Source organism: Pseudomonas sp. PGPR N4 (assembly GCF_059693665.1).
In genome coordinates, this window is sequence record NZ_JCAUKV010000001.1 from 106,609 (window position 1) to 125,178 (window position 18,570).

At 62.0% G+C, this 18,570-nt stretch carries 16 protein-coding genes; 7 read left to right on the top strand and 9 right to left on the bottom strand.

From position 1 onward, the window contains the following. Positions 1-6 precede the first annotated feature (6 nt). Entirely contained in the window at positions 7-3,714 is a 3,708-nt protein-coding gene (gene metH, locus AC58X1_RS00480) for a methionine synthase (RefSeq protein ID WP_150569582.1), read from the bottom strand. Between the two features lie 164 nt (positions 3,715-3,878). On the opposite strand from metH, the gene AC58X1_RS00485 reads away from it, so the two are divergent. The 5 genes from AC58X1_RS00485 to AC58X1_RS00505 all read left to right on the top strand — a co-directional run bounded on the left by AC58X1_RS00485 (position 3,879) and on the right by AC58X1_RS00505 (position 9,337). Continuing rightward, positions 3,879-6,188 (top strand): fatty acid cis/trans isomerase, encoded by a 2,310-nt coding sequence (locus AC58X1_RS00485; RefSeq protein ID WP_181089356.1) that lies wholly within the window; start codon positions 3,879-3,881, stop codon positions 6,186-6,188. A gap of 142 nt (positions 6,189-6,330) precedes the next feature. Beyond that, positions 6,331-7,365, top strand: coding sequence for an acyltransferase family protein (locus AC58X1_RS00490; protein WP_150573260.1), 1,035 nt, complete (start codon positions 6,331-6,333; stop codon positions 7,363-7,365). Positions 7,366-7,423: 58 nt separating this feature from the next. After that, a complete protein-coding gene (gene nfuA, locus AC58X1_RS00495) occupies positions 7,424-8,008 on the top strand; it encodes a Fe-S biogenesis protein NfuA (RefSeq protein WP_101318487.1) in 585 nt (194 codons plus the stop codon). 234 nt (positions 8,009-8,242) lie between these two features. Further along, a complete protein-coding gene (locus AC58X1_RS00500; protein ID WP_447734796.1) occupies positions 8,243-8,848 on the top strand; it encodes an SCO family protein in 606 nt (201 codons plus the stop codon). A gap of 6 nt (positions 8,849-8,854) precedes the next feature. Next, positions 8,855-9,337, top strand: a complete 483-nt coding sequence (locus tag AC58X1_RS00505; RefSeq protein ID WP_150573283.1) for a copper chaperone PCu(A)C — start codon at positions 8,855-8,857, stop codon at positions 9,335-9,337. A gap of 68 nt (positions 9,338-9,405) precedes the next feature. Here AC58X1_RS00505 and AC58X1_RS00510 read toward each other — a convergent pair whose 3' ends face one another. From AC58X1_RS00510 to AC58X1_RS00545, 8 genes are all read right to left on the bottom strand, one after another. Further along, a complete protein-coding gene (locus AC58X1_RS00510) occupies positions 9,406-9,633 on the bottom strand; it encodes a hypothetical protein (RefSeq protein WP_101318491.1) in 228 nt (75 codons plus the stop codon). Between the two features lie 60 nt (positions 9,634-9,693). After that, positions 9,694-10,527, bottom strand: a complete 834-nt coding sequence (locus AC58X1_RS00515) for an AraC family transcriptional regulator (RefSeq protein ID WP_497428084.1) — start codon at positions 10,525-10,527, stop codon at positions 9,694-9,696. Then, positions 10,524-10,838 carry an AzlD domain-containing protein gene (locus AC58X1_RS00520; protein ID WP_101318495.1) on the bottom strand — a complete coding sequence of 105 codons (315 nt, stop codon included), beginning with the start codon at positions 10,836-10,838 and terminating at the stop codon, positions 10,524-10,526. Before AC58X1_RS00520 ends, AC58X1_RS00515 begins: the two co-directional genes overlap by 4 nt. Beyond that, positions 10,835-11,536 carry an AzlC family ABC transporter permease gene (locus tag AC58X1_RS00525; protein ID WP_101322983.1) on the bottom strand — a complete coding sequence of 234 codons (702 nt, stop codon included), beginning with the start codon at positions 11,534-11,536 and terminating at the stop codon, positions 10,835-10,837. The genes AC58X1_RS00520 and AC58X1_RS00525 overlap by 4 nt, the downstream gene beginning before the upstream one ends. 92 nt (positions 11,537-11,628) lie before the next feature. After that, positions 11,629-12,273 carry a hypothetical protein gene (locus AC58X1_RS00530; RefSeq protein ID WP_101322984.1) on the bottom strand — a complete coding sequence of 215 codons (645 nt, stop codon included), beginning with the start codon at positions 12,271-12,273 and terminating at the stop codon, positions 11,629-11,631. A gap of 192 nt (positions 12,274-12,465) precedes the next feature. Continuing rightward, on the bottom strand, positions 12,466-13,539 hold the full coding sequence (locus AC58X1_RS00535; protein WP_150573475.1) for a hypothetical protein: 1,074 nt from the start codon (positions 13,537-13,539) through the stop codon (positions 12,466-12,468). A gap of 35 nt (positions 13,540-13,574) precedes the next feature. Then, positions 13,575-14,207, bottom strand: coding sequence for a LysE family translocator (locus AC58X1_RS00540; RefSeq protein WP_103436955.1), 633 nt, complete (start codon positions 14,205-14,207; stop codon positions 13,575-13,577). Positions 14,208-14,211: 4 nt separating this feature from the next. Continuing rightward, a complete protein-coding gene (locus AC58X1_RS00545; protein WP_150573473.1) occupies positions 14,212-14,988 on the bottom strand; it encodes a YqcI/YcgG family protein in 777 nt (258 codons plus the stop codon). Between the two features lie 159 nt (positions 14,989-15,147). On the opposite strand from AC58X1_RS00545, the gene AC58X1_RS00550 reads away from it, so the two are divergent. Together AC58X1_RS00550 and AC58X1_RS00555 are read left to right on the top strand one after the other, a co-directional pair. Then, positions 15,148-16,068: a LysR substrate-binding domain-containing protein gene (locus AC58X1_RS00550; protein ID WP_101318503.1), complete on the top strand. Its 921-nt coding sequence runs from the start codon at positions 15,148-15,150 to the stop codon at positions 16,066-16,068. Between the two features lie 52 nt (positions 16,069-16,120). Continuing rightward, complete coding sequence (locus AC58X1_RS00555; RefSeq protein WP_497428085.1) at positions 16,121-18,481, top strand: DNA polymerase II; 2,361 nt, start codon at positions 16,121-16,123, stop codon at positions 18,479-18,481. Positions 18,482-18,570 lie beyond the last annotated feature (89 nt).

The following is an 18,570-nucleotide window of genomic DNA, read 5'->3' on the forward strand; positions in this document are numbered from 1 at the left end:
CACGCTTTAGTTGTCGTAACCCAGATTAGGTGCCAACCAGCGCTCGGTGACATTCAGCGCCTGGCCTTTGCGCTCGCTGTAGCGCTCGACCTGGTCCTTGTCGATCTTGCCCACGGCAAAGTACTGCGCCTTGGGGTGGGCAAAGTACCAACCGCTGACCGCTGCCGCCGGGAACATCGCGAAGTGCTCGGTAAGGAACACACCACTCTGGCCGGTCTCGCCAATGGCCGTGCCGTCGAGCAGGCGGAACAGGGTTTCCTTCTCGGTGTGGTCTGGGCAAGCTGGGTAGCCCGGGGCAGGGCGGATACCGCTGTACTGCTCCTTGATCAGCGCATCGTTGTCCAAGTGCTCATCACGGGCATAACCCCAATAGTCCTTGCGCACCTGCTCGTGCAGCCACTCGGCGCAGGCCTCGGCGAGGCGGTCGGCGAGCGCCTTGACCATGATCGAGCTGTAGTCGTCGCCCTTGTCCTGATAAGCCTTGGCCACTTCCTCGGCGCCGATGCCGGCGGTAGTGATGAAGCCGCCGATATAGTCGCTGACGCCGCTGTCCTTCGGTGCGACAAAGTCGGCCAGCGACAGGTTGGGCTTGCCGTCGGGCTTGATCGTCTGCTGGCGCAGGTGGTGCAGTTTGGCCAGCGGTTGGCCATCGGCGCCGTACACTTCGATGTCGTCGTCGGCGACCTGGTTGGCCGGCCAGAAGCCGAACACCGCACGCGCGCTGATCAGCTTCTCGTCGATCAGTTTGTCGAGCATCTCGCGGGCATCCTGATACAGCGCGGTAGCCGCTTCGCCGACCACTTCGTCGGTGAGGATGCGCGGGAACTTGCCGGCCAGGTCCCAGGAGATGAAGAACGGGGTCCAGTCGATGTACTCGGCCAGGGTCCGCAGGTCGATGTCTTCCAGCACCTTGACGCCGGTGAAGGAGGGCACTGCCGGGGTGTACTCGGCCCAGTCGTATTTGGGCTTGGCAGCAATCGCCTGGGCGTAGCTGAGGCGTTCGGTGCGGGCACTGCGGTTGGCGGTGCGTTCACGGACTTCGATGTAGTCCAGTCGAGTGCGCTCGACGAACTCCGGCTTGAGCTCCTTGGACAGCAACTGGGTGGCCACGCCGACCGCACGCGAGGCGTCGGTCACGTAGATCACCGCGTCGTTGGAGTACTTGGGCTCGATCTTCACTGCGGTGTGCGCCTTGGAGGTGGTCGCGCCACCGATCATCAACGGCAGGTGGAAGTCCTGGCGCTGCATTTCGCGGGCGACGTGGACCATTTCGTCCAGCGACGGCGTGATCAGCCCGGACAGGCCAATGATGTCGCACTTCTGCTCGCGGGCGGTCTGCAGGATTTTCTCGGCCGGGACCATCACACCCATGTCGACGATGTCATAGCCGTTGCAACCGAGCACCACGCCGACGATGTTCTTGCCGATGTCGTGCACGTCGCCCTTGACCGTGGCCATCAGAATCTTGCCCTTGGCTTCGGGCTTGTCGCCTTTTTCCGCTTCGATGAACGGGATCAGGTGGGCCACCGCCTGCTTCATGACGCGGGCCGACTTGACCACCTGTGGCAGGAACATCTTGCCCGCGCCGAACAGGTCGCCGACCACGTTCATGCCGCTCATCAGCGGCCCTTCGATAACCTCGATCGGGCGCGTCGCCAGCTGCCGGCATTCTTCGGTGTCTTCGACGATGAACGCAGTGATGCCTTTGACCAGTGCGTGTTCGAGGCGCTTGCCGACCGGCAGCGAGCGCCACTCTTCGTTCTCGACCTCTTTGGTGGCGCCGCCGCCCTTGTAGTCGTCGGCAATCGCCAGCAACGCGTCGGTGCCTTCGGGGGTGCGGTTGAGCACCACGTCCTCGACCTTCTCACGCAGCGCAGGCGGGATCTCGTCGTAGATCTCCAGCTGGCCGGCGTTGACGATACCCATGGTCAGGCCATTCTGGATCGCGTGGTAGAGGAACACCGAGTGAATCGCCTCACGCACCGGGTTGTTGCCACGGAACGAGAACGATACGTTGGAGACGCCGCCACTGGTCAGTGCGTGGGGCAGATGATCGCGAATGAAGGCACAGGCCTCGATGAAGTCGACGGCATAGTTGTTGTGCTCTTCGATGCCGGTGGCAACGGCGAAGATGTTCGGGTCGAAGATGATGTCTTCAGCTGGGAAGCCCACTTCGTTGACCAGAATGTCGTAGCTGCGCTGGCAGATTTCGCGCTTGCGCGCCGCTGTGTCGGCCTGGCCCAGTTCGTCGAAGGCCATTACCACTACCGCTGCGCCATAGCGCTTGCAGAGGCGGGCGTGATGTTTGAAGGCATCTACACCTTCTTTCATCGAGATCGAGTTGACGATGCCCTTGCCCTGGATGCACTTGAGGCCGGCTTCGATCACTTCCCACTTGGACGAGTCGATCATGATCGGCACGCGCGAGATGTCCGGTTCACCGGCAATCAGGTTGAGGAAGCGGACCATGGCAGCCTGGGAGTCGAGCATCCCTTCGTCCATGTTGATGTCGATCACCTGCGCGCCGGCTTCAACCTGCTGCAGGGCGACTTCCAGCGCCTCGGTGTAGTTCTCTTCGCGGATCAGCCGGGCGAACTTGGCCGAACCGGTAATGTTGGTGCGCTCGCCGACGTTGACGAACAACGACTGGCGGTCGATGGTGAATGGTTCCAGGCCCGACAGGCGGCAGGCCTTGGCGATCTCCGGGATGACCCGCGGCGGGTACTTGGCCACGGCCTCGGCAATCGCCTGAATGTGCCCTGGGGTGGTGCCGCAGCAACCGCCGATGATATTGAGAAAGCCGCTGGCGGCAAATTCTTCGACCACTTCGGCCATTTCTGCCGGGGTTTCGTCGTATTCGCCAAAGGCATTCGGCAAGCCGGCGTTGGGGTGCGCAGAAACGTGGGTGTCGGCTTTGGTCGACAGCTCTTCCAGGTACGGGCGCAGGTCTTTGGCGCCGAGGGCGCAGTTGAGGCCGACCGAAATGGGCTTGGCGTGACGCACCGAGTTCCAGAAGGCTTCGGTGGTCTGCCCGGACAAGGTCCGCCCGGAGGCGTCGGTGATGGTCCCGGAGATCATGATCGGCAGCTCGATGCCGTCGTCTTCGAACACCTGCTGCACGGCGAAGATGGCCGCCTTGGCGTTGAGGGTGTCGAAAATGGTTTCGATCAGGATCAGGTCGGCGCCCCCGGCAATCAGCCCGCGGGTCGACTCGATGTAGTTTTCTACCAGCTCGTCGAAGGTGACGTTGCGATAGCCCGGGTCGTTGACGTCGGGCGAAATCGAGCAGGTGCGGCTGGTCGGGCCGAGCACGCCGGCGACGAAGCGCGGCTTGTCTGGCGTCTCCAGGGTTTTTGCGTCGGCCACCTGGCGGGCAATACGCGCGCCTTCCAGGTTCATCTCATAGGCCAGCGCTTCCATGCCGTAGTCGGCCTGGGAAATCTGCGTGGCGTTGAACGTGTTGGTTTCGAGGATATCGGCGCCAGCGTCGAGGTAGGCTTTCTCGATCGCGGCAATGATATCGGGCTGGGTCAGCAGCAAAAGATCGTTATTGCCCTTGATGTCACTTGGCCAATCGGCAAAGCGCGTGCCACGATAGTCGTGTTCCTCGAGACGATAGCTTTGGATCATAGTGCCCATGCCTCCGTCGAGGATCAGTATGCGCTCCTTGAGTGCGTGCTGGAGTGCTTGGAGACGAGCGCTACGGTCGGACATAGGACTACCTGGTCGGGCGAAAAACAGAAGGTGCGGAATGATAGCAAAGCTGCGCGGTTTTTAGGTGCGTAGGGCTTTTGCATGAATTTCTCTCATGTTTACGCATCCCGCCGGCCCGTTAGATACACCGTGATGGCTTTATTCGAAACCAGGACATTCGGCACATGATTCACCGCTGTTTACTTGCCCTAGCTGGCACGCTGGCCCTGTCGGTCAGCAGCATGGCGCTGGGGCAGGCCCCGCAATCGAGCCCGGCAATCTCCTACACCCGGGACATTCAGCCGATCTTTACCAACAAGTGTGTGGCCTGCCACGCCTGCAACGACGCTGCCTGCCAGCTCAACCTGGGCAGTGCCGACGGCGCCCAGCGCGGCGCCTCCAAGGTGCCGGTGTATCAAGGCGACCGCAGCCAGGCGGTGCCGACCACGCGTTTGTTCTATGACGCCCATAGCGAGCAGGCCTGGCGCAAGCAGGGCTTCTATTCGGTGCTCGACGGCCAGGGCAGTCAGGCGGCGCTGATGGCGCGCATGCTCGAGTTGGGCCACAAGACGCCGCTGACGCCCAACGCCAAACTGCCCGAGAGCATTGTGCTGGGCCTCAATCGCAACAATATGTGCCCGTTGCCCCATGAATTCGATGCCTACGCCGGTGTTCATCCTGGCGAAGGTATGCCCCTGGCCGTCACCGGCCTGACCGATCAGGAATACCAGACCCTGCAGCGCTGGCTGGCAGCCGGTGCGCCGGTCGATGCCCAGGCGCTACAGCCGAGCGCTGCGGAAGCCAGCCAGATCGCCGAGTGGGAAGCGTTGCTAAACCGCCCAGGCTCATCCGAGGCGTTGATCGGTCGCTGGCTGTACGAACATCTGTTTCTTGCCCATATCGACTTCGTGGGTGGCCAGCCTGGGCATTTCTTCCAGTGGGTGCGTTCGCGCACGCCCAGCGGTCAGCCGGCCGACATCATCGCCACTCGCCGACCCAACGACCCGCCCGGTACTGACTTCTATTACCGGTTGGTCCCGGTGCAAGGCGTGATCGTTCACAAAACGCACATCAGCTACCCGCTCGGGCCGCAGAAGCTCAAACGGGTCAAGCAGCTGTTCTATAGTGGTGACTGGCATGCCACCTCATTGCCAGGCTATGGCCCAAGGCACCGGGCCAACCCGTTCGAGACCTTCGAAGCGATCCCGGCGGTGGCGCGCTACCAGTTCATGCTGGATAACGCCGAGTACTTCGTGCGCACGTTCATCCGCGGGCCGGTCTGCCGTGGGCAGATTGCCACCGATGTGATTCGCGACAACTTCTGGGCATTGTTCCAGGAGCCTGCACATGACCTGTACATCACCGACGCACGTTATCGCGGTGAGGCGACGCCGTTGTTGGCCATGCCCGGCCAGATCGACGACGTTGGCAGCGTGATCAGCCTCTGGCATTCCTACCGCGACAAGCGTAACGAATACGAAAAGCTGCGCCGCGAAGCCTATGCTGAGGCCCCCGCGCCGAGCTGGTCGACCTTGTGGGCCGGTAATGACAACGCGCTGCTGAGCATCTTCCGCCACTTCGACAGCGCCTCGGTGAGCAAAGGCTTGATCGGCGACGTGCCACTGACTAGCTGGCTGTTCGACTACCCGCTGCTTGAGCGCACCTATTACCAACTGGCGGTCAACTTCGATGTGTTCGGCAACGTCTCGCACCAGTTGCAGACCCGGCTCTACTTCGACCTGATCCGTAACGGCGCCGAGGTCAATTTCCTGCGGTTGATGCCCGCTGACCAGCGCGGCGCGATCCTCAGCGATTGGTACCAGACCACCGGCAAGGTCAAGATGTGGCTGGATTACGAAGACATCGACACCGATACTGCAAGCGCTTTCAAGCTCGACGAACGTGACCCCAAGCGCGACTTCGGTCTGCAATTGCTGCAGCGCACCAAGAGCCTCAATGTCACGCCCGACCCGATCAACCGCTGCCAGGGCGCGTACTGCTCGCGGCCGCAGATGAGCGCCGAGTTTCGCGATGTCGAGCAGAGCCTCAGCCGCTTGGTATCACGTCCTGCCGCAGGCCTGAAGGTAATCAATCAGCTGCCCGAAGCGAGCATGCTGCGTATCGAAGGGCAGGGTGGGCAACGCCAGGTCTACAGCCTGCTGCGCAACCGTGCGCACAGCAACGTGGCGTTCCTGCTGGGTGAGGAATCGCGCTATCAGCCGGGTCTGGACACCCTGACCCTGGTGCCGGGCGTGCTCAGCAGCTACCCCAATTTCATCTTCAACATCCCGGCCAGCGATGTCCCGGAGTGGGTCGAAGACATGGAAGCTGCGCGCGACGATCCGGCCAAGTTCGAGCGCATCGTCATGCGTTGGGGCGTGCGCCGCAGTCACCCGCAGTTCTGGCAGTACTTCCATGATCTGAATACCTTTATCCAGGAGACCGATCCGCTGGAAGCGGGGGTGCTGGACATGAACCGCTATGAAAACCTGTGAGTTGACCGCCCGGCAGGAGGGCTGATCTTTTCATCGATGTCGTGGTCCCAATAGCAAGTGGTCTGTGGTTCGGCTCGCCGCTCTCGGTGGCGCGTCTGCGCCGAACCCCAGGCTTGAATGCACCAGGACCACAGGGCATTGCATGTTGTACTCGCTTCAGGCACTTCGGGCGTTCGCCGCCTGGGTGGTGGTTTGCCACCATTTCATGCAGATATTCTTCGACTTCCACGCCAGCGGCCCCGTTGGCGCCCTGCTCGCCGAGCGCGGCGCAGTTGGGGTGGATATCTTTTTTGTGATCAGCGGATTGGTGATCTACCTGTCGACCCGTGACAAGGACATCGTCCCCAGTCAGTTTCTGCTCAACCGCGCGTTGCGCATCATACCCGCCTACTGGTTTTACACCGCTCTGATGGCCCTGCTGCTGTTCGGCGCCAGCCGCTGGATGCCGCATCAGGTGTTCGACTGGCAGCATTTGCTGCTGTCGTTGCTGTTCATCCCGGCAGAAAACCCCGGCGGCTACGGCATGTATCCAACGCTCAATGTGGGCTGGACACTGAATTTCGAGATGTTCTTCTATCTGCTGTTCGGCCTCGCCTTCATGGTACGTCGGCGTCTGCACCTGCTGCTGGTAACGGCCGCGCTGTTGCTGGTCAGCGAAGTTCTGGGGCGGCTGGGGGTGGTCAGCCACTTCTACAACAACGGCATCATCTACGAATTTCTGTTAGGGATCGGCCTGGGCGTGCTCTACCGCCGAGGTCTGATCCGCGAGGGCTTGTGGCTGCCGTTGGCATTGCTGGCGCTGGCCGGGTTTGCCCTATACCGGCTGGATGCGTCGCTGCGCCTGCTGCACTGGGGCCTGCCGAGCGCGCTGGTGGTGCTGGCGTTCATCTCGCTTGAGCCGTATTTCCGTGGCAACCAGCTGCTCAAGATGCTCGGTGACTGCTCCTACTCGGTATATCTGATCCATGTGCTGGTGCTGCATGCTGGCTGGTTCGTCAGCGAGCGCTTTGCACTCAACCCTTATCTGGTCTTCGCCTTCTGCGTGCCGTCCATTGGACTAATGTCGTGGCTGAGCTACCAATGGCTGGAACGCGGCCTGTATCAACGGATGAAGGCCTGGATCGACGCACGTTCGGCGCAGCAGCCAGCCTGGGAGCTATCCCGAGTCAAATGCTAGGACTTTGTTCGGGGCCTGGGTTGGCGTACACTTGCCAGCAAGTCTGTGAGGAACTTCCATGAGCGCTATAACCATTACCGACGCCGCCCATGATTACCTGGCCGATCTGCTCTCCAAGCAGAACACCCCGGGTATCGGCATCCGCGTATTCATTACCCAGCCAGGCACCCAGTACGCAGAGACGTGCATTGCCTACTGCAAGCCGGGCGAAGAGAAGCCAGAGGACACTGCCCTCGGCTTGAAAAGCTTCACGGCCTACATCGACGCCGTCAGCGAACCGTTTCTGGATGACGCGCTGGTCGACTACGCCACCGACCGTATGGGCGGCCAGCTGACCATCAAGGCGCCAAACGCCAAAGTGCCGATGGTCAACGAAGACAGCCCGATCAACGAGCGCATCAACTACTACCTGCAAACCGAGATCAATCCAGGGCTGGCCAGCCACGGTGGCGCAGTGAGCCTGATCGACGTAGTTGACGACGGCATTGCCGTCCTGCAGTTCGGTGGTGGTTGCCAAGGCTGCGGCCAGGCCGACGTGACCCTCAAGGACGGCATTGAGCGCACCTTGCTCGAACGCATTCCTGAGCTCAAGGGCGTGCGCGATGTGACCGACCACACCCAGAAAGAAAACGCCTACTACTGATAGCGGTAGTGGTGCGCAAGCAGACCCGGGCAGCAACGCCCGGGTCGCGCTTCTAGCAACAATCTGTTACTGATTCAACCCCCGCGACAACAGGTCGCAGCCGCGTATTACAAGGGCTGCAGGCCGATCACCGGCTTTGTTGGGTAGATAGCCAACAGAGGTCATGCCAGAATGCCGCGGCTTTTTGACCGGCCCTGCCCAGGGGCTGGCACCTTCCCTGTAAAGGATGGTTCCATGACTGATCTGTTGAGCCGGCGTGCCGTTGTCGCCGGCATGGGCGTACTCGGGCTTGGCCTGTTGGCCGGTTGCAACCCGGCGCGCGGCCTTGATTTCAAGTACGGCAAGAACATGAGCAACGAAATCCTCGGCCGTTCGTTCCGCCTGACCGATAGCCAAGGCAACGTGCGGACCTTGTCGAGCTTCTACGGCACCATGCCGATGATCTTCTTCGGCTTCACCCAGTGCCCGGCCGTGTGCCCGACTGCGCTGGCGCGTGCCGCCCAGATCAAGAAGCTGATGGGCCGCGATGCTGGCTTCTTGCAGGTGGTATTCATCACCCTCGACCCTGAACGTGATACGCCCGAAGTGCTTGACGCCTATGTCAAGGCATTCGACCCATCGTTCACGGCCCTGACCGGTACGCCGGAAGAGATCGCCGCGGTTGCGCGGGAGTTCAAGGTGTTCTACGAAAAGGTCCCCACCGACGACACGTACACCATCTCCCATTCGTCCACCAGCTACGTCTACGATTCGCGCAGCACACTGCGCCTGAGCCTGGGGCATTCCCTGAATGCCAAGGAATGCACAGAAGACCTGCTTACCCTGATGGAGATCTGCTAAATGGCAATTTCGCTGCAACCGATCAAGCGCGGCCTGGCCGCTCTGGCACTGATGGGCATGGCGCTGCCGGCCCTGGCCGAGACCAGCGTCAGCGATGCCTGGGTGCGGGCAACCGTGCCGCAGCAGCACGCTACCGGCGCGTTCATGGTGCTGACTGCCACCACCGACAGCAAATTGGTCGGGGTCGCTTCGCCAGTAGCCAAGGACGTGCAAGTGCATGAGATGACCATGAACGGTGACGTCATGGGCATGCGCCAGGTCAAGTCGATCGAGCTGCCTGCCGGCAAAGCCGTGAGCCTGGATCCGAACGGCTACCATGTGATGCTGATGGGCTTGCATCAGCAGGTCAAGGAAGGCACCCAAGTGCCGCTGACGCTGACCATCGAAGACGCCAAGGGCGCCAAGCAGACCTTGCAGGTCCAGGCGCCCGTGCGTGGCCTGACAGCCGATGGCAACACTGGTGGCCACGAGCACGCGCATCAGCACTGACAGCTGCCGGAGCTATTCGCTCAGTAAAGAAAGCCGCTCCCTGAAGAGCGGCTTTTTTTTGCCGAGAATCAACCGCGAAAACGTGGCAGCGGGCGGTCGGTCTTCAGCGAGGTCAGCGTTTTGCGCACCTGTGCTTCTTCAGCCTCCAGTGCCCGCAAGCTGTCGCGGATCTTGCCGGCTGCGGGCACATCACCCTGCCGGTCGATCCAAGCGGCAATTTCCTTGCACGCGCTGGTCAAGTGGGTTTGGCGCTGATTCATCAACGTCAGCAGGGTGTTGAGCTCTTTTGCAGACATGGCAGGTTCCTCCGTTCAGCGCTTGAAGTGTAGCAGCGCTGGCAGAATTTGCCGGGCGCCTCAGCGGCTCAGGCAGGCGCTGCGGTAGGCGCCAGGGGTGACGCCGTAGGCCTGCTTGAACTGGCGGTTGAGATGGCTTTGATCGGCAAAGCCCAGGGCGAACGCGGCATCGGCAGCGGCCATGCCACCCTTGAGCAGCTCCCGCGCGCGGGCCAGGCGCCGTTGCTTGAGCCAGCTGTGCGGGGGCAGGCCGGTGGCTCGGCAGAATACCCGGGCAAAGTGAAACGCAGACAAGTTAACCGCCGCCGCCAACGCTTCCAACGAAGGCGGGTTGGCGAGCTGGCTTTCCAGCAGCTCACGAGCGCGGGCGACAGCCAGCGGCTCACGGCCTGGATCGCGTGGCGCGCTGCACTGGCCGTGCCGCTGGGCCAGGGCCAGCACCGCTTGGCGCCAGGCAGTCTGCTGTTGCAAGGCGCTAGCCCCGGCTTCCGAGAGCTGGTGCAACTGACTGAACGCCGCCGCCAGGGCGGGATCATTGATCACGCTCTGCTGAAAGTACGGCATGCCCTGGCCGCTCAGTTTCAGCTCGTCGAGCACGCCCGTAACCCGTGCCTGCTCGGGATAAAAGCCCCGATAACGCCAGCCGGTCTCGTGCGCAGTAGCGCCGGTGTGCAGTTCGTCGGGGTTGATCAGGACCATGCTGCCCACCGGCGCCAGGTGCTCGCTGCCACGGTGCCAGAAGCGCTGCGCGCCCGATTCGATCACGGTGAACACATAGCCTTCATGCACATGCGGGGCAAACCGTTGCTGCACATAACGCGCGTGCAGCATCTCGACGTCGCCAAGTGCCGGCGCCTGCCAGAGGTGGGTTTGTTCACGCAGGGGTGTGCTCATGCCAGCCAGCTGCGCAGCAGGAAGAAGATCAACATGCTTACCAGCATGCTCAGCAGCACACTGCGGGTCAACAGCACCAGCGCCACAGCCACCACCGAACCGAGCAGGTACGGATTGGTCAGGCTCAGGTCAAGCTGGTGCTCAGGCAGAAAGATGATTGGCCCGCAGATGGCTGTGAGCATGCCGGGTACGGCAAAACCGAGAAACTGCCGTGCGTTGGAGCTCAGGCGCAGCGGTAAACGCGGTTCGAGAAACGCGTAGCGGTTGAGAAATACCAGCAGGCCCATGCCCAGGATCAACAACCAGATCATGCCCGTGCTCCAGCCAGTTTTTGACAGACAAAGCCTGCACCCATGCCCAGCAACCCTGCTGCAATCAATGCGGTCTCCCAGTGCCAGTAGGTGAACAGCACCGAGCTGAACAGCGATACCAGCACGCACACCAATGCCGGCACGTTGCGCACGGTGGGCGCTATCAGGGCAACGAAGGTGGCGACGATGGAGAAATCCAGGCCCAGTTGGTCCAGGTGCGGGATGTTCTGGCCGAGCACAATGCCGGCCAAGGTAAACAGGTTCCACGCCACGTAGAAGGTCAGGCCAACGCCCAAGGCATACCAGCGGTTGAACTGCTGTTGGTCGTAGTGGCTGGTCAGCGCAAAAAATTCATCGGTGAGCAGGAAACCCAGGCCCAGCCGCCAGCGCAATGGCTGGCCCGACAGCAGCGGACGCATCGACAGCCCGTAGAGCAAATGTTGGGAGGTCAGCAGCAAGGTCGTGAGCAGGATCGACAGCAGGCTGGCGCCACCCTTGAGCATCCCGATCGCCACCAACTGCGCTGCACCGGCAAACACGATCGCCGACAGGCCTTGGCCTTGCCATGGGCTGAGGTTCGCCTCGATGGCCATCGAGCCTGCCAGCAGGCCCCAGGGAGCAACCGCCAGCGACAGCGGCAGGCTGGCAATGGCACCGTGGAGAAAGGCGTGGCGAGTGATTGGCTGACTGCTGGGCATGATGACGGCTGCAAACAACAAGGCAGCGCAGCATGGCAGAACAGGTCAAGGCTGGCTTGAACGATCTTGCTCGTCTACGGCCAGCCTGTGCTTCAGCGATTGCTGGTCAGGCGTTGCTGCGCAGCGGCGCAGCCGTTGATCTCTACTGCCTTCTGCAGCAGTGTCTGCCGATGCTGCGGGTCCAGATCACCCAGCAACCGGTAGACCTCGGCCTGATAATCGCGCTGCCGCCCCCATTGCATCTGCAACCCTTGTGGCTGGCTGCGGTTACAGGCCAGGCGCACAGCGGGTTGCGGGTAGTACTGCGCGTACAACGTGGCCATGTTGGGGATGGCTTCCATCGCGTCGCGATACGCCGGGCTGGCGTTGTACGGTGGGCACCAGGTCGAAATGGCCGGCGCGGGCGGGGCAAAGCCCTGCTGCAGGCTGGCCTCGAGCAAGGGGCAGGCGGCGTCGGGAATCTGCGCGGCAGGCAGGTAGGTCATGTAATACAGCGCCAGCCGGTATTGCGCCACCGGATGCCCCAGCGCCACCGACTTTTTCAGCAACGCCACCGCGGTCGGCAGGGTCTGCGCCAGCGCCTGGCCTTGGCGGCTCAGCTCGGGGTCGCTGTCGGCAACCGAGCGTAGCGGCGAGGGACTGTCGCTCACGCTGTCGGCTTGCTCGAGCAGCGGCAAGGCCTGCCGGTAGAGCAGATCAGCGTGCGGGTCGATCTGGCTCTCAAGCGCGTCTGCCATGGGCGCAGCCAGGGCGATGAGCAGGGGCGAGAACAGGACAGCACGCGTGACGATTGAACGTGGCGTGCCGCTGTTGGCAGCGTTGGAGCTTCGATGTTCTTTGCAGATGCGCATATGCCTCGGTAAATCACAGCGATGACCAGCTATTCTAGCCATCCCGAGGCCCATGCCGATAGACCATCGCCGCGTTTATCAGACGAGCTTGATCGGCGTCACCTTGCGCAGGCGTTGTTTATCCTGCGCCAGGCCCAGCTTGGCAGTGATCACCTTGGCCAAGGTATTGTTCCCCAAGTCATTGAAATGCAAGCGATCTACGAACAGTGACTGGGCGAATACCGGTGAGCTGTCGAGCATGCAATTCATGTCATAACAGGCGACAGAATCGGCTTGGTTCTTGATCCGGCGAAAGAATGCCGAGTGCCGTTCGGCATCGAAAACGCCCGCCAGCAACTGATCGAACGGTACCGGCTGCTGCTGCAAAGCATCAAGCCTGGCCTGCTCAGCCGCGGGCACCGTTTCGCGGCACCAGGGCAGCAGCGGCTGCAAGATGAAGGTGAGGGTGGCATGGCTGTCGGCCAGCAAGCGGTCCCACTGGCGCAAGGTGCGCCCAATACAGTCGGCAGCGCGCATCAGGCGCTTGTCCGCAGGCGGCAGCGACCAGCTCAAGGCAGGCTGCTCGCGGCGTGGCACCAGCGCCTGGCGCAAGCGTTGCCAGAGCGACTCGACGTCTTTGCAGGGCGGTGCCTGCAAGGTCTCATTGAAGCTGTTCAGATATGCCTGACGCGGGTCGGAACCCGTGGCCAGCAACTCGCTGAGGGCCTCCTGGGCCAACGTGTTGAGCCCGCTGAGGATCACCACATGGCCGATCTTGCCCAGCCGATGCTGGTGTGTAAGGAACAGCAGCAGCTCTTGCGTAGCGCTCAGCCCGCAGCCAGCCAGGCTCAGCCAGACCTCACCGGTGAGCGCCGACAGGTGCGAGGCAACCGTAGCGTCATCACCGCTCGCGCCTATGCCAAAAGCGGTCGAGCCGCCCACCAGCAAGTTGACTCGCGCCGTACTGCCACGTTCGGCGGGCGAGTAGCGCTTGCCCGCCCAGTGGCTATAGCGCAAGCCCAATGCATCGGTATTGATGGTATCCGAGCGATAACCCCGTTCGTGCATGTACAGGGTTTGCGGCAAACGCCGGCTGCCCAGCTGCATAAAGCGCTGGTAGTCCAGTTGCAAGGGAAGCAGTTGGCCGTCCGTGGCGCTGTCGATCAGGCTCATCAAACCTCCTCACTCGGTCAGCAGGCGTGTGCGGCTCAGGCCGTCAGTTCCTTCAGGTTGTAAAGTAGGCCGACCGCTGCAATCAGCAGCAGCGCTACGCCGGAGGCAAGGCTGATCATGCGGCTGCTGCGCTGCGAAGCGATCCTGCCGATGGCGAAGATATACAGACTGAGTACGGCGAAATCGATGGCGATCCACAGCAGCGACAGCACCACCATGCTCTTGCCGAACGACTCGGTGATCTGGATGAACTGCGGGAAGAACGAGATGAAGAAGATGATGTCCTTGGGGTTGGAAATGCCCACCATGAACCCCTGCAGCAAGCCGCCGCGGGCCGGTTGCGGCGTTTCTGCCACGGCTGCCGCTGTAGCCGTAGGCGGTTGCAGTGCCTCGCGCAGAGTCGCAACGGCGATGTAGCCGATGAATAGGCAACCGAGCAGGCTCATGCCGTTGAGCCAGGCCTTGTCGATGGCGGCGCTGGTCATGATGATCCAGGCCGCAGCGCCGATCAGGACCAGTGATGCCCAGTTGGTACCGATGGCCGTGAACAGCGCCTTGCGTGAGCCGGACGCTGCAGCAGTGTTGACGATCAGGGCGACGACTGGGCCGGGGGTGGCGATCAGCAGCAGCACGGTCAGGGCATAGGTGGCAGTCAGGGCGGTATTCACGATTTCAGTTCTCGATCAGTGTGTCGGGTGCCTTGTGGGCATGGAAAGGGCAGCGCGACGGGTTCAGCGACCCCTGCTCCTGCAACTGGTACTGCTTCCATTCAAAATTGTCGTCTTCGCCGAAGTACCCCAGCGAGTCAGGCACGACACCGTCGTTGTAGTGGCTGACCCGTTCACGAATCCGCGCGCGAATGCGCTGACCGCTCTCGGTCTGGGCACTCGCGACTTCTTCGAAGCTCTCGCGGGGGTTGATCACGAAGACCATGCTGTCGCCCAGGTTGCGGCTCTTCATCAGCCGGTGCGCCGGGAAGTTCATGTTGATGAACAGCGGCATGCCGGCGAAGCAGAACGACCATTGATTATCGTGCGGGTCGCCCGGCACGTCCTGAGGCCAGGGCTGCGGGTCGCGGGCATGCACGCCTTGCAGCACTTTCCAGGCCAGCGCCTGCTGCTCGTCGAGGCTGCCGCCAGGGGCGGTTTCGATGAACACCAGCAGCGGGGTGCCGATGCGTTGCTTGCGAGGTATCGGTTCGATGGTGCGCACGTAGTCGGTCAAGCCCTTGGCCATGTCATCAGCCATGTGCTCAGCACGGGCGAAGACAATGTGACACGTCTTGGCACCGACCGCCTTGCGGCCAAACAAACAAGGAAATTCAGGATTGGCGAGAATTGCGCGAAAGTGTTCTATGGTTTTGAAGGTCCAGTGACTCGTATTCTGGACATGTTCGGCGGCCAGCTCTAGCGCATCCAGGCGATAGCAGTTTCCATATCCCGTAAACATGGTTTCCCCAGACGTTCTAATGATCATTTCTGCCTAGCTAAGGCTGATTAGCTCTATGTATTTATGGTTTACAGGCATTTTCTGAGATGCGCCCAGCGTTGTAAAACGCCTGGATTTATGACCTACTATTAGTCTCACTCATGCTGCGGACGGCCATAGATGTCAGAACGGATTCAAGCACTGCATGCCCTGCGCGCTTTTGAAGTGGCTTCGCGCTACGGCTCATTCACTCGTGCAGCCGAAGAGCTGGCCCTGACCCAGGGCGCCGTCAGTCATCACATCAAGACCCTTGAGTCGATGTTTGGCTGCAGCCTGTTCGAACGACGCGGGCCCAAGCTGCGCCTGACCGAACATGGCCGCCTGCTGGCGCAGGAGCTCAAGGTCGGCTTCAAGATCATCGAAAACGCCTGCGCCTTGCTGCGTCAGGATCGCTATGGCTTGCGCCTGAAAGCACCGTCGACGCTCACCGTACGTTGGCTATTGCGCGCGCTGGATGGCTTCAAGAAGGTGGAAAACAGCTGCAGCGTGCAGCTGTCGAGCGTGTGGATGGACATCGATAGCGTCGATTTTTATTCAGAACCGTACGACTGCGCGATTCTTCTGGCCAACGGTCGTTTCCCTGCCGACGTCGAGGGCTTCAAGCTGTTCGACGAGTGGCTGATTCCGGTCTGCCACCCCGATTACCTGCAAGACCCCAACCCGGATCTGGCCATACTCAGTCAGTGCGACTTCCTGCACCCCTCGACCGACAGGCGTGACTGGCGGCGCTGGCTGGCGCGGATGGACGCATTGCACATCAGCATCGACCAGGGGCAGGTGTTCGACACCCTTGATCAAGGTATTTCCGCCGCCCAGCAAGGCCTGGGCATCTCGGTAGTGGACCTGGTGCTGGCCAGCGCCGACGTCGCTGCCGGGCGCCTGGTAATGCCGTTCAAGCACGCCGTGGCAACCGGCGACGGCTATTACATGACCTGGCTCAAGGCCAGCCCCAAGGCTCGGCAGATGCTGCGGCTGCGCGATTTTCTGCTGGCCCAGGTGCCGCCGCTGGTATCCAAGGAGATCAACTACCTCTACGGCTGACGCAACAGGGTAGAATCCCTGCTCAGCACGCCGTATCACAGAGGTCATCGCAGTGGAGTTGCAGCAGGGCTTTGTCCTCACCCGACATTGGCACGATACGCCCGAAGGCACCTGCGTGGAGTTCTGGCTGGCGACCGATCAGGGCCCGCGCCAGCTGCGTCTGGCGCCGCAGGAATCGGTGGCGTTCATCCCCGAGCGGTTCGCCGCCCACGCCCGCGCAGTGCTCAAGGGCGAGCAGGGTGCTGAGCTCAAACCACTGCGCTTGCGCGACTTCGAGCAACGCCCGGTGCTGGGCCTGTACTGCCGCCAACATCGCCAGCTGATCCAGCTTGAGCACCGTCTGCGCAGCGCTGGTATCGATGTATACGAGGCGGATATCCGTCCACCGGAACGCTACCTGATGGAGCGCTTCATTACCGCGCCGGTGCTCTTCAGCGGCCAGCCGGATGCCCACGGCGTGCTCTGCAACGGTCAGCTCAAGCCGCACCCCGATTACCGCCCGCCGTTGCGCCTGGCCTCGCTGGACATCGAAACCACCGAGCGTGGCGAGTTGTACAGCATTGCCATCGAGGGCTGCGGCCAGCGTCAGGTGTACATGCTCGGGCCGGCCAATGGCGACCACAGCATCGTCGACTTCGGTCTGCACTACTGCGCCGACCGCGCGCAACTGCTGCACTGCCTCAATCAATGGATGGCCAGCCACGACCCAGATGCGATCATCGGCTGGAACGTGCTGCAGTTCGATCTGCGCTTGCTGCACGAGCACGCCGCGCGCTTGCAGGTGCCGCTGCTGCTTGGCCGTAACGGCGCACCACTGACCCTGCGCGCACACCCCGAGCGCAACCATGTGTTCGTCGAGGCGCCGGGCCGCTTGTTGATCGACGGCATCGAGGCGCTGCGTTCGGCGACCTGGAGCTTCCCTTCATTCAGCCTGGAGAACGTCGCCCAGACCCTGCTCGGCGAAGGCAAGGCGATCGATACGCCGTACCAGCGCATGGACGAAATCAACCGCATGTTCGCCGAGGACAAGCCGGCCCTGGCCCGGTACAACCTCAAGGACTGCGAGCTGGTCACGCGGATTTTCGCCCATACCCGCCTGCTCGAATTCCTCCTGGAACGCGCCAGCGTCACCGGTCTGCCGGTGGACCGCAGCGGTGGCTCGGTCGCGGCGTTCTGCCATTTGTACATTCCGCACATGCACCGGATGGGGTTTGTCGCGCCAAACATGGGCAGCCAGCCGGACACTGCCAGCCCTGGGGGCTTTGTCATGGACTCGCGCCCCGGCCTGTATGACTCGGTGCTGGTGCTCGACTACAAGAGCCTGTACCCGTCGATTATCCGCACCTTTCTGATCGACCCGGTCGGGTTGGTCGAAGGGCTGAGCCAGTCCGATGACGAGCACTCGGTCGAGGGTTTTCGCGGCGCACGTTTTTCCCGCACCCGGCATTGCCTGCCAGCCATCGTCGAGCGCGTCTGGCAAGGCCGGGAAGCGGCCAAGCGCGACGGTAACGCGGCACTCTCGCAAGCCTTGAAGATCATCATGAACGCCTTTTACGGCGTGCTCGGCTCCAACGGTTGCCGCTTCTTCGACACGCGCCTGGCCTCGTCGATCACCCTGCGTGGCCACGAAATCATGCGCCAGACCCGCGCCCTGATCGAGGCCGAGGGTTACGACGTCATTTACGGTGACACCGACTCGACCTTCGTCTGGCTCAAGCACGCCCACGACGAGCAGGCGGCGGCGAGCATCGGCAAGGCGCTGGTGGCCAAGGTCAACCAGTGGTGGCGCGAGCACCTGCGTCAGAGCCTGAACCTCGACTGTGCACTGGAGCTGCAATACGAAACCCATTACCAGCGTTTTCTGATGCCGACCATCCGCGGCGCCGAGGAGGGCAGCAAGAAGCGCTACGCAGGCCTGGTGCAGGGCGCCGATGGCGAGCTGCAGATGATCTACAAGGGCCTGGAGTCGGTGCGCACCGACTGGTCGCCACTGGCCCGGCAGTTTCAGCAAGGGCTGTATGAGCGGATCTTTCGCAACCAACCTTATCGTGACTATCTACGCGATTACGTACAGCGCACCCTCGCTGGCGCGCAGGACGAACTGCTGATCTACCGCAAGCGTCTGCGCCGGCCGCTGGCCGATTACCAGCGCAACGTGCCGCCGCACGTGCGCGCGGCGCGTCTGGCCGATGACTTCAATGCGCGGCTGGGCCGTCCCAAGCAGTACCAGCGCGGCGGCTGGATCAGCTATGTGATCACCACAGCAGGCCCCGAACCGCTGGAAAACCTGCAGTCGCCGATCGACTACGAGCATTACCTGAGCCGCCAGCTGCAACCGGTGGCGGACGCGATCCTGCCGTTTGTCGGTGACGATTTCAACGCCCTGACCGGTCGCCAGCTGATGCTGTTCTGAGCCCGCACGGGCGCTAATTTTTCCTCGTTGCATTCGTTCTATAGGGATGGTTCGCCACCGCCCCACGCCTATAGATTCGGATGCCCACA

Bases quoted from the DNA above. Each gene is read 5' to 3' on its own strand.
- metH (WP_150569582.1), bottom strand. From the start codon at position 3,714: ATGTCCGACCGTAGCGCTCGTCTCCAAGCACTCCAGCACGCACTCAAG.
- AC58X1_RS00485 (WP_181089356.1), top strand. From the start codon at position 3,879: ATGATTCACCGCTGTTTACTTGCCCTAGCTGGCACGCTGGCCCTGTCG.
- AC58X1_RS00490 (WP_150573260.1), top strand. From the start codon at position 6,331: ATGTTGTACTCGCTTCAGGCACTTCGGGCGTTCGCCGCCTGGGTGGTG.
- nfuA (WP_101318487.1), top strand. From the start codon at position 7,424: ATGAGCGCTATAACCATTACCGACGCCGCCCATGATTACCTGGCCGAT.
- AC58X1_RS00500 (WP_447734796.1), top strand. From the start codon at position 8,243: ATGACTGATCTGTTGAGCCGGCGTGCCGTTGTCGCCGGCATGGGCGTA.
- AC58X1_RS00510 (WP_101318491.1), bottom strand. From the start codon at position 9,633: ATGTCTGCAAAAGAGCTCAACACCCTGCTGACGTTGATGAATCAGCGC.
- AC58X1_RS00515 (WP_497428084.1), bottom strand. From the start codon at position 10,527: ATGAGCACACCCCTGCGTGAACAAACCCACCTCTGGCAGGCGCCGGCA.
- AC58X1_RS00520 (WP_101318495.1), bottom strand. From the start codon at position 10,838: ATGATCTGGTTGTTGATCCTGGGCATGGGCCTGCTGGTATTTCTCAAC.
- AC58X1_RS00525 (WP_101322983.1), bottom strand. From the start codon at position 11,536: ATGCCCAGCAGTCAGCCAATCACTCGCCACGCCTTTCTCCACGGTGCC.
- AC58X1_RS00530 (WP_101322984.1), bottom strand. From the start codon at position 12,273: ATGGCAGACGCGCTTGAGAGCCAGATCGACCCGCACGCTGATCTGCTC.
- AC58X1_RS00535 (WP_150573475.1), bottom strand. From the start codon at position 13,539: ATGAGCCTGATCGACAGCGCCACGGACGGCCAACTGCTTCCCTTGCAA.
- AC58X1_RS00545 (WP_150573473.1), bottom strand. From the start codon at position 14,988: ATGTTTACGGGATATGGAAACTGCTATCGCCTGGATGCGCTAGAGCTG.
- AC58X1_RS00550 (WP_101318503.1), top strand. From the start codon at position 15,148: ATGTCAGAACGGATTCAAGCACTGCATGCCCTGCGCGCTTTTGAAGTG.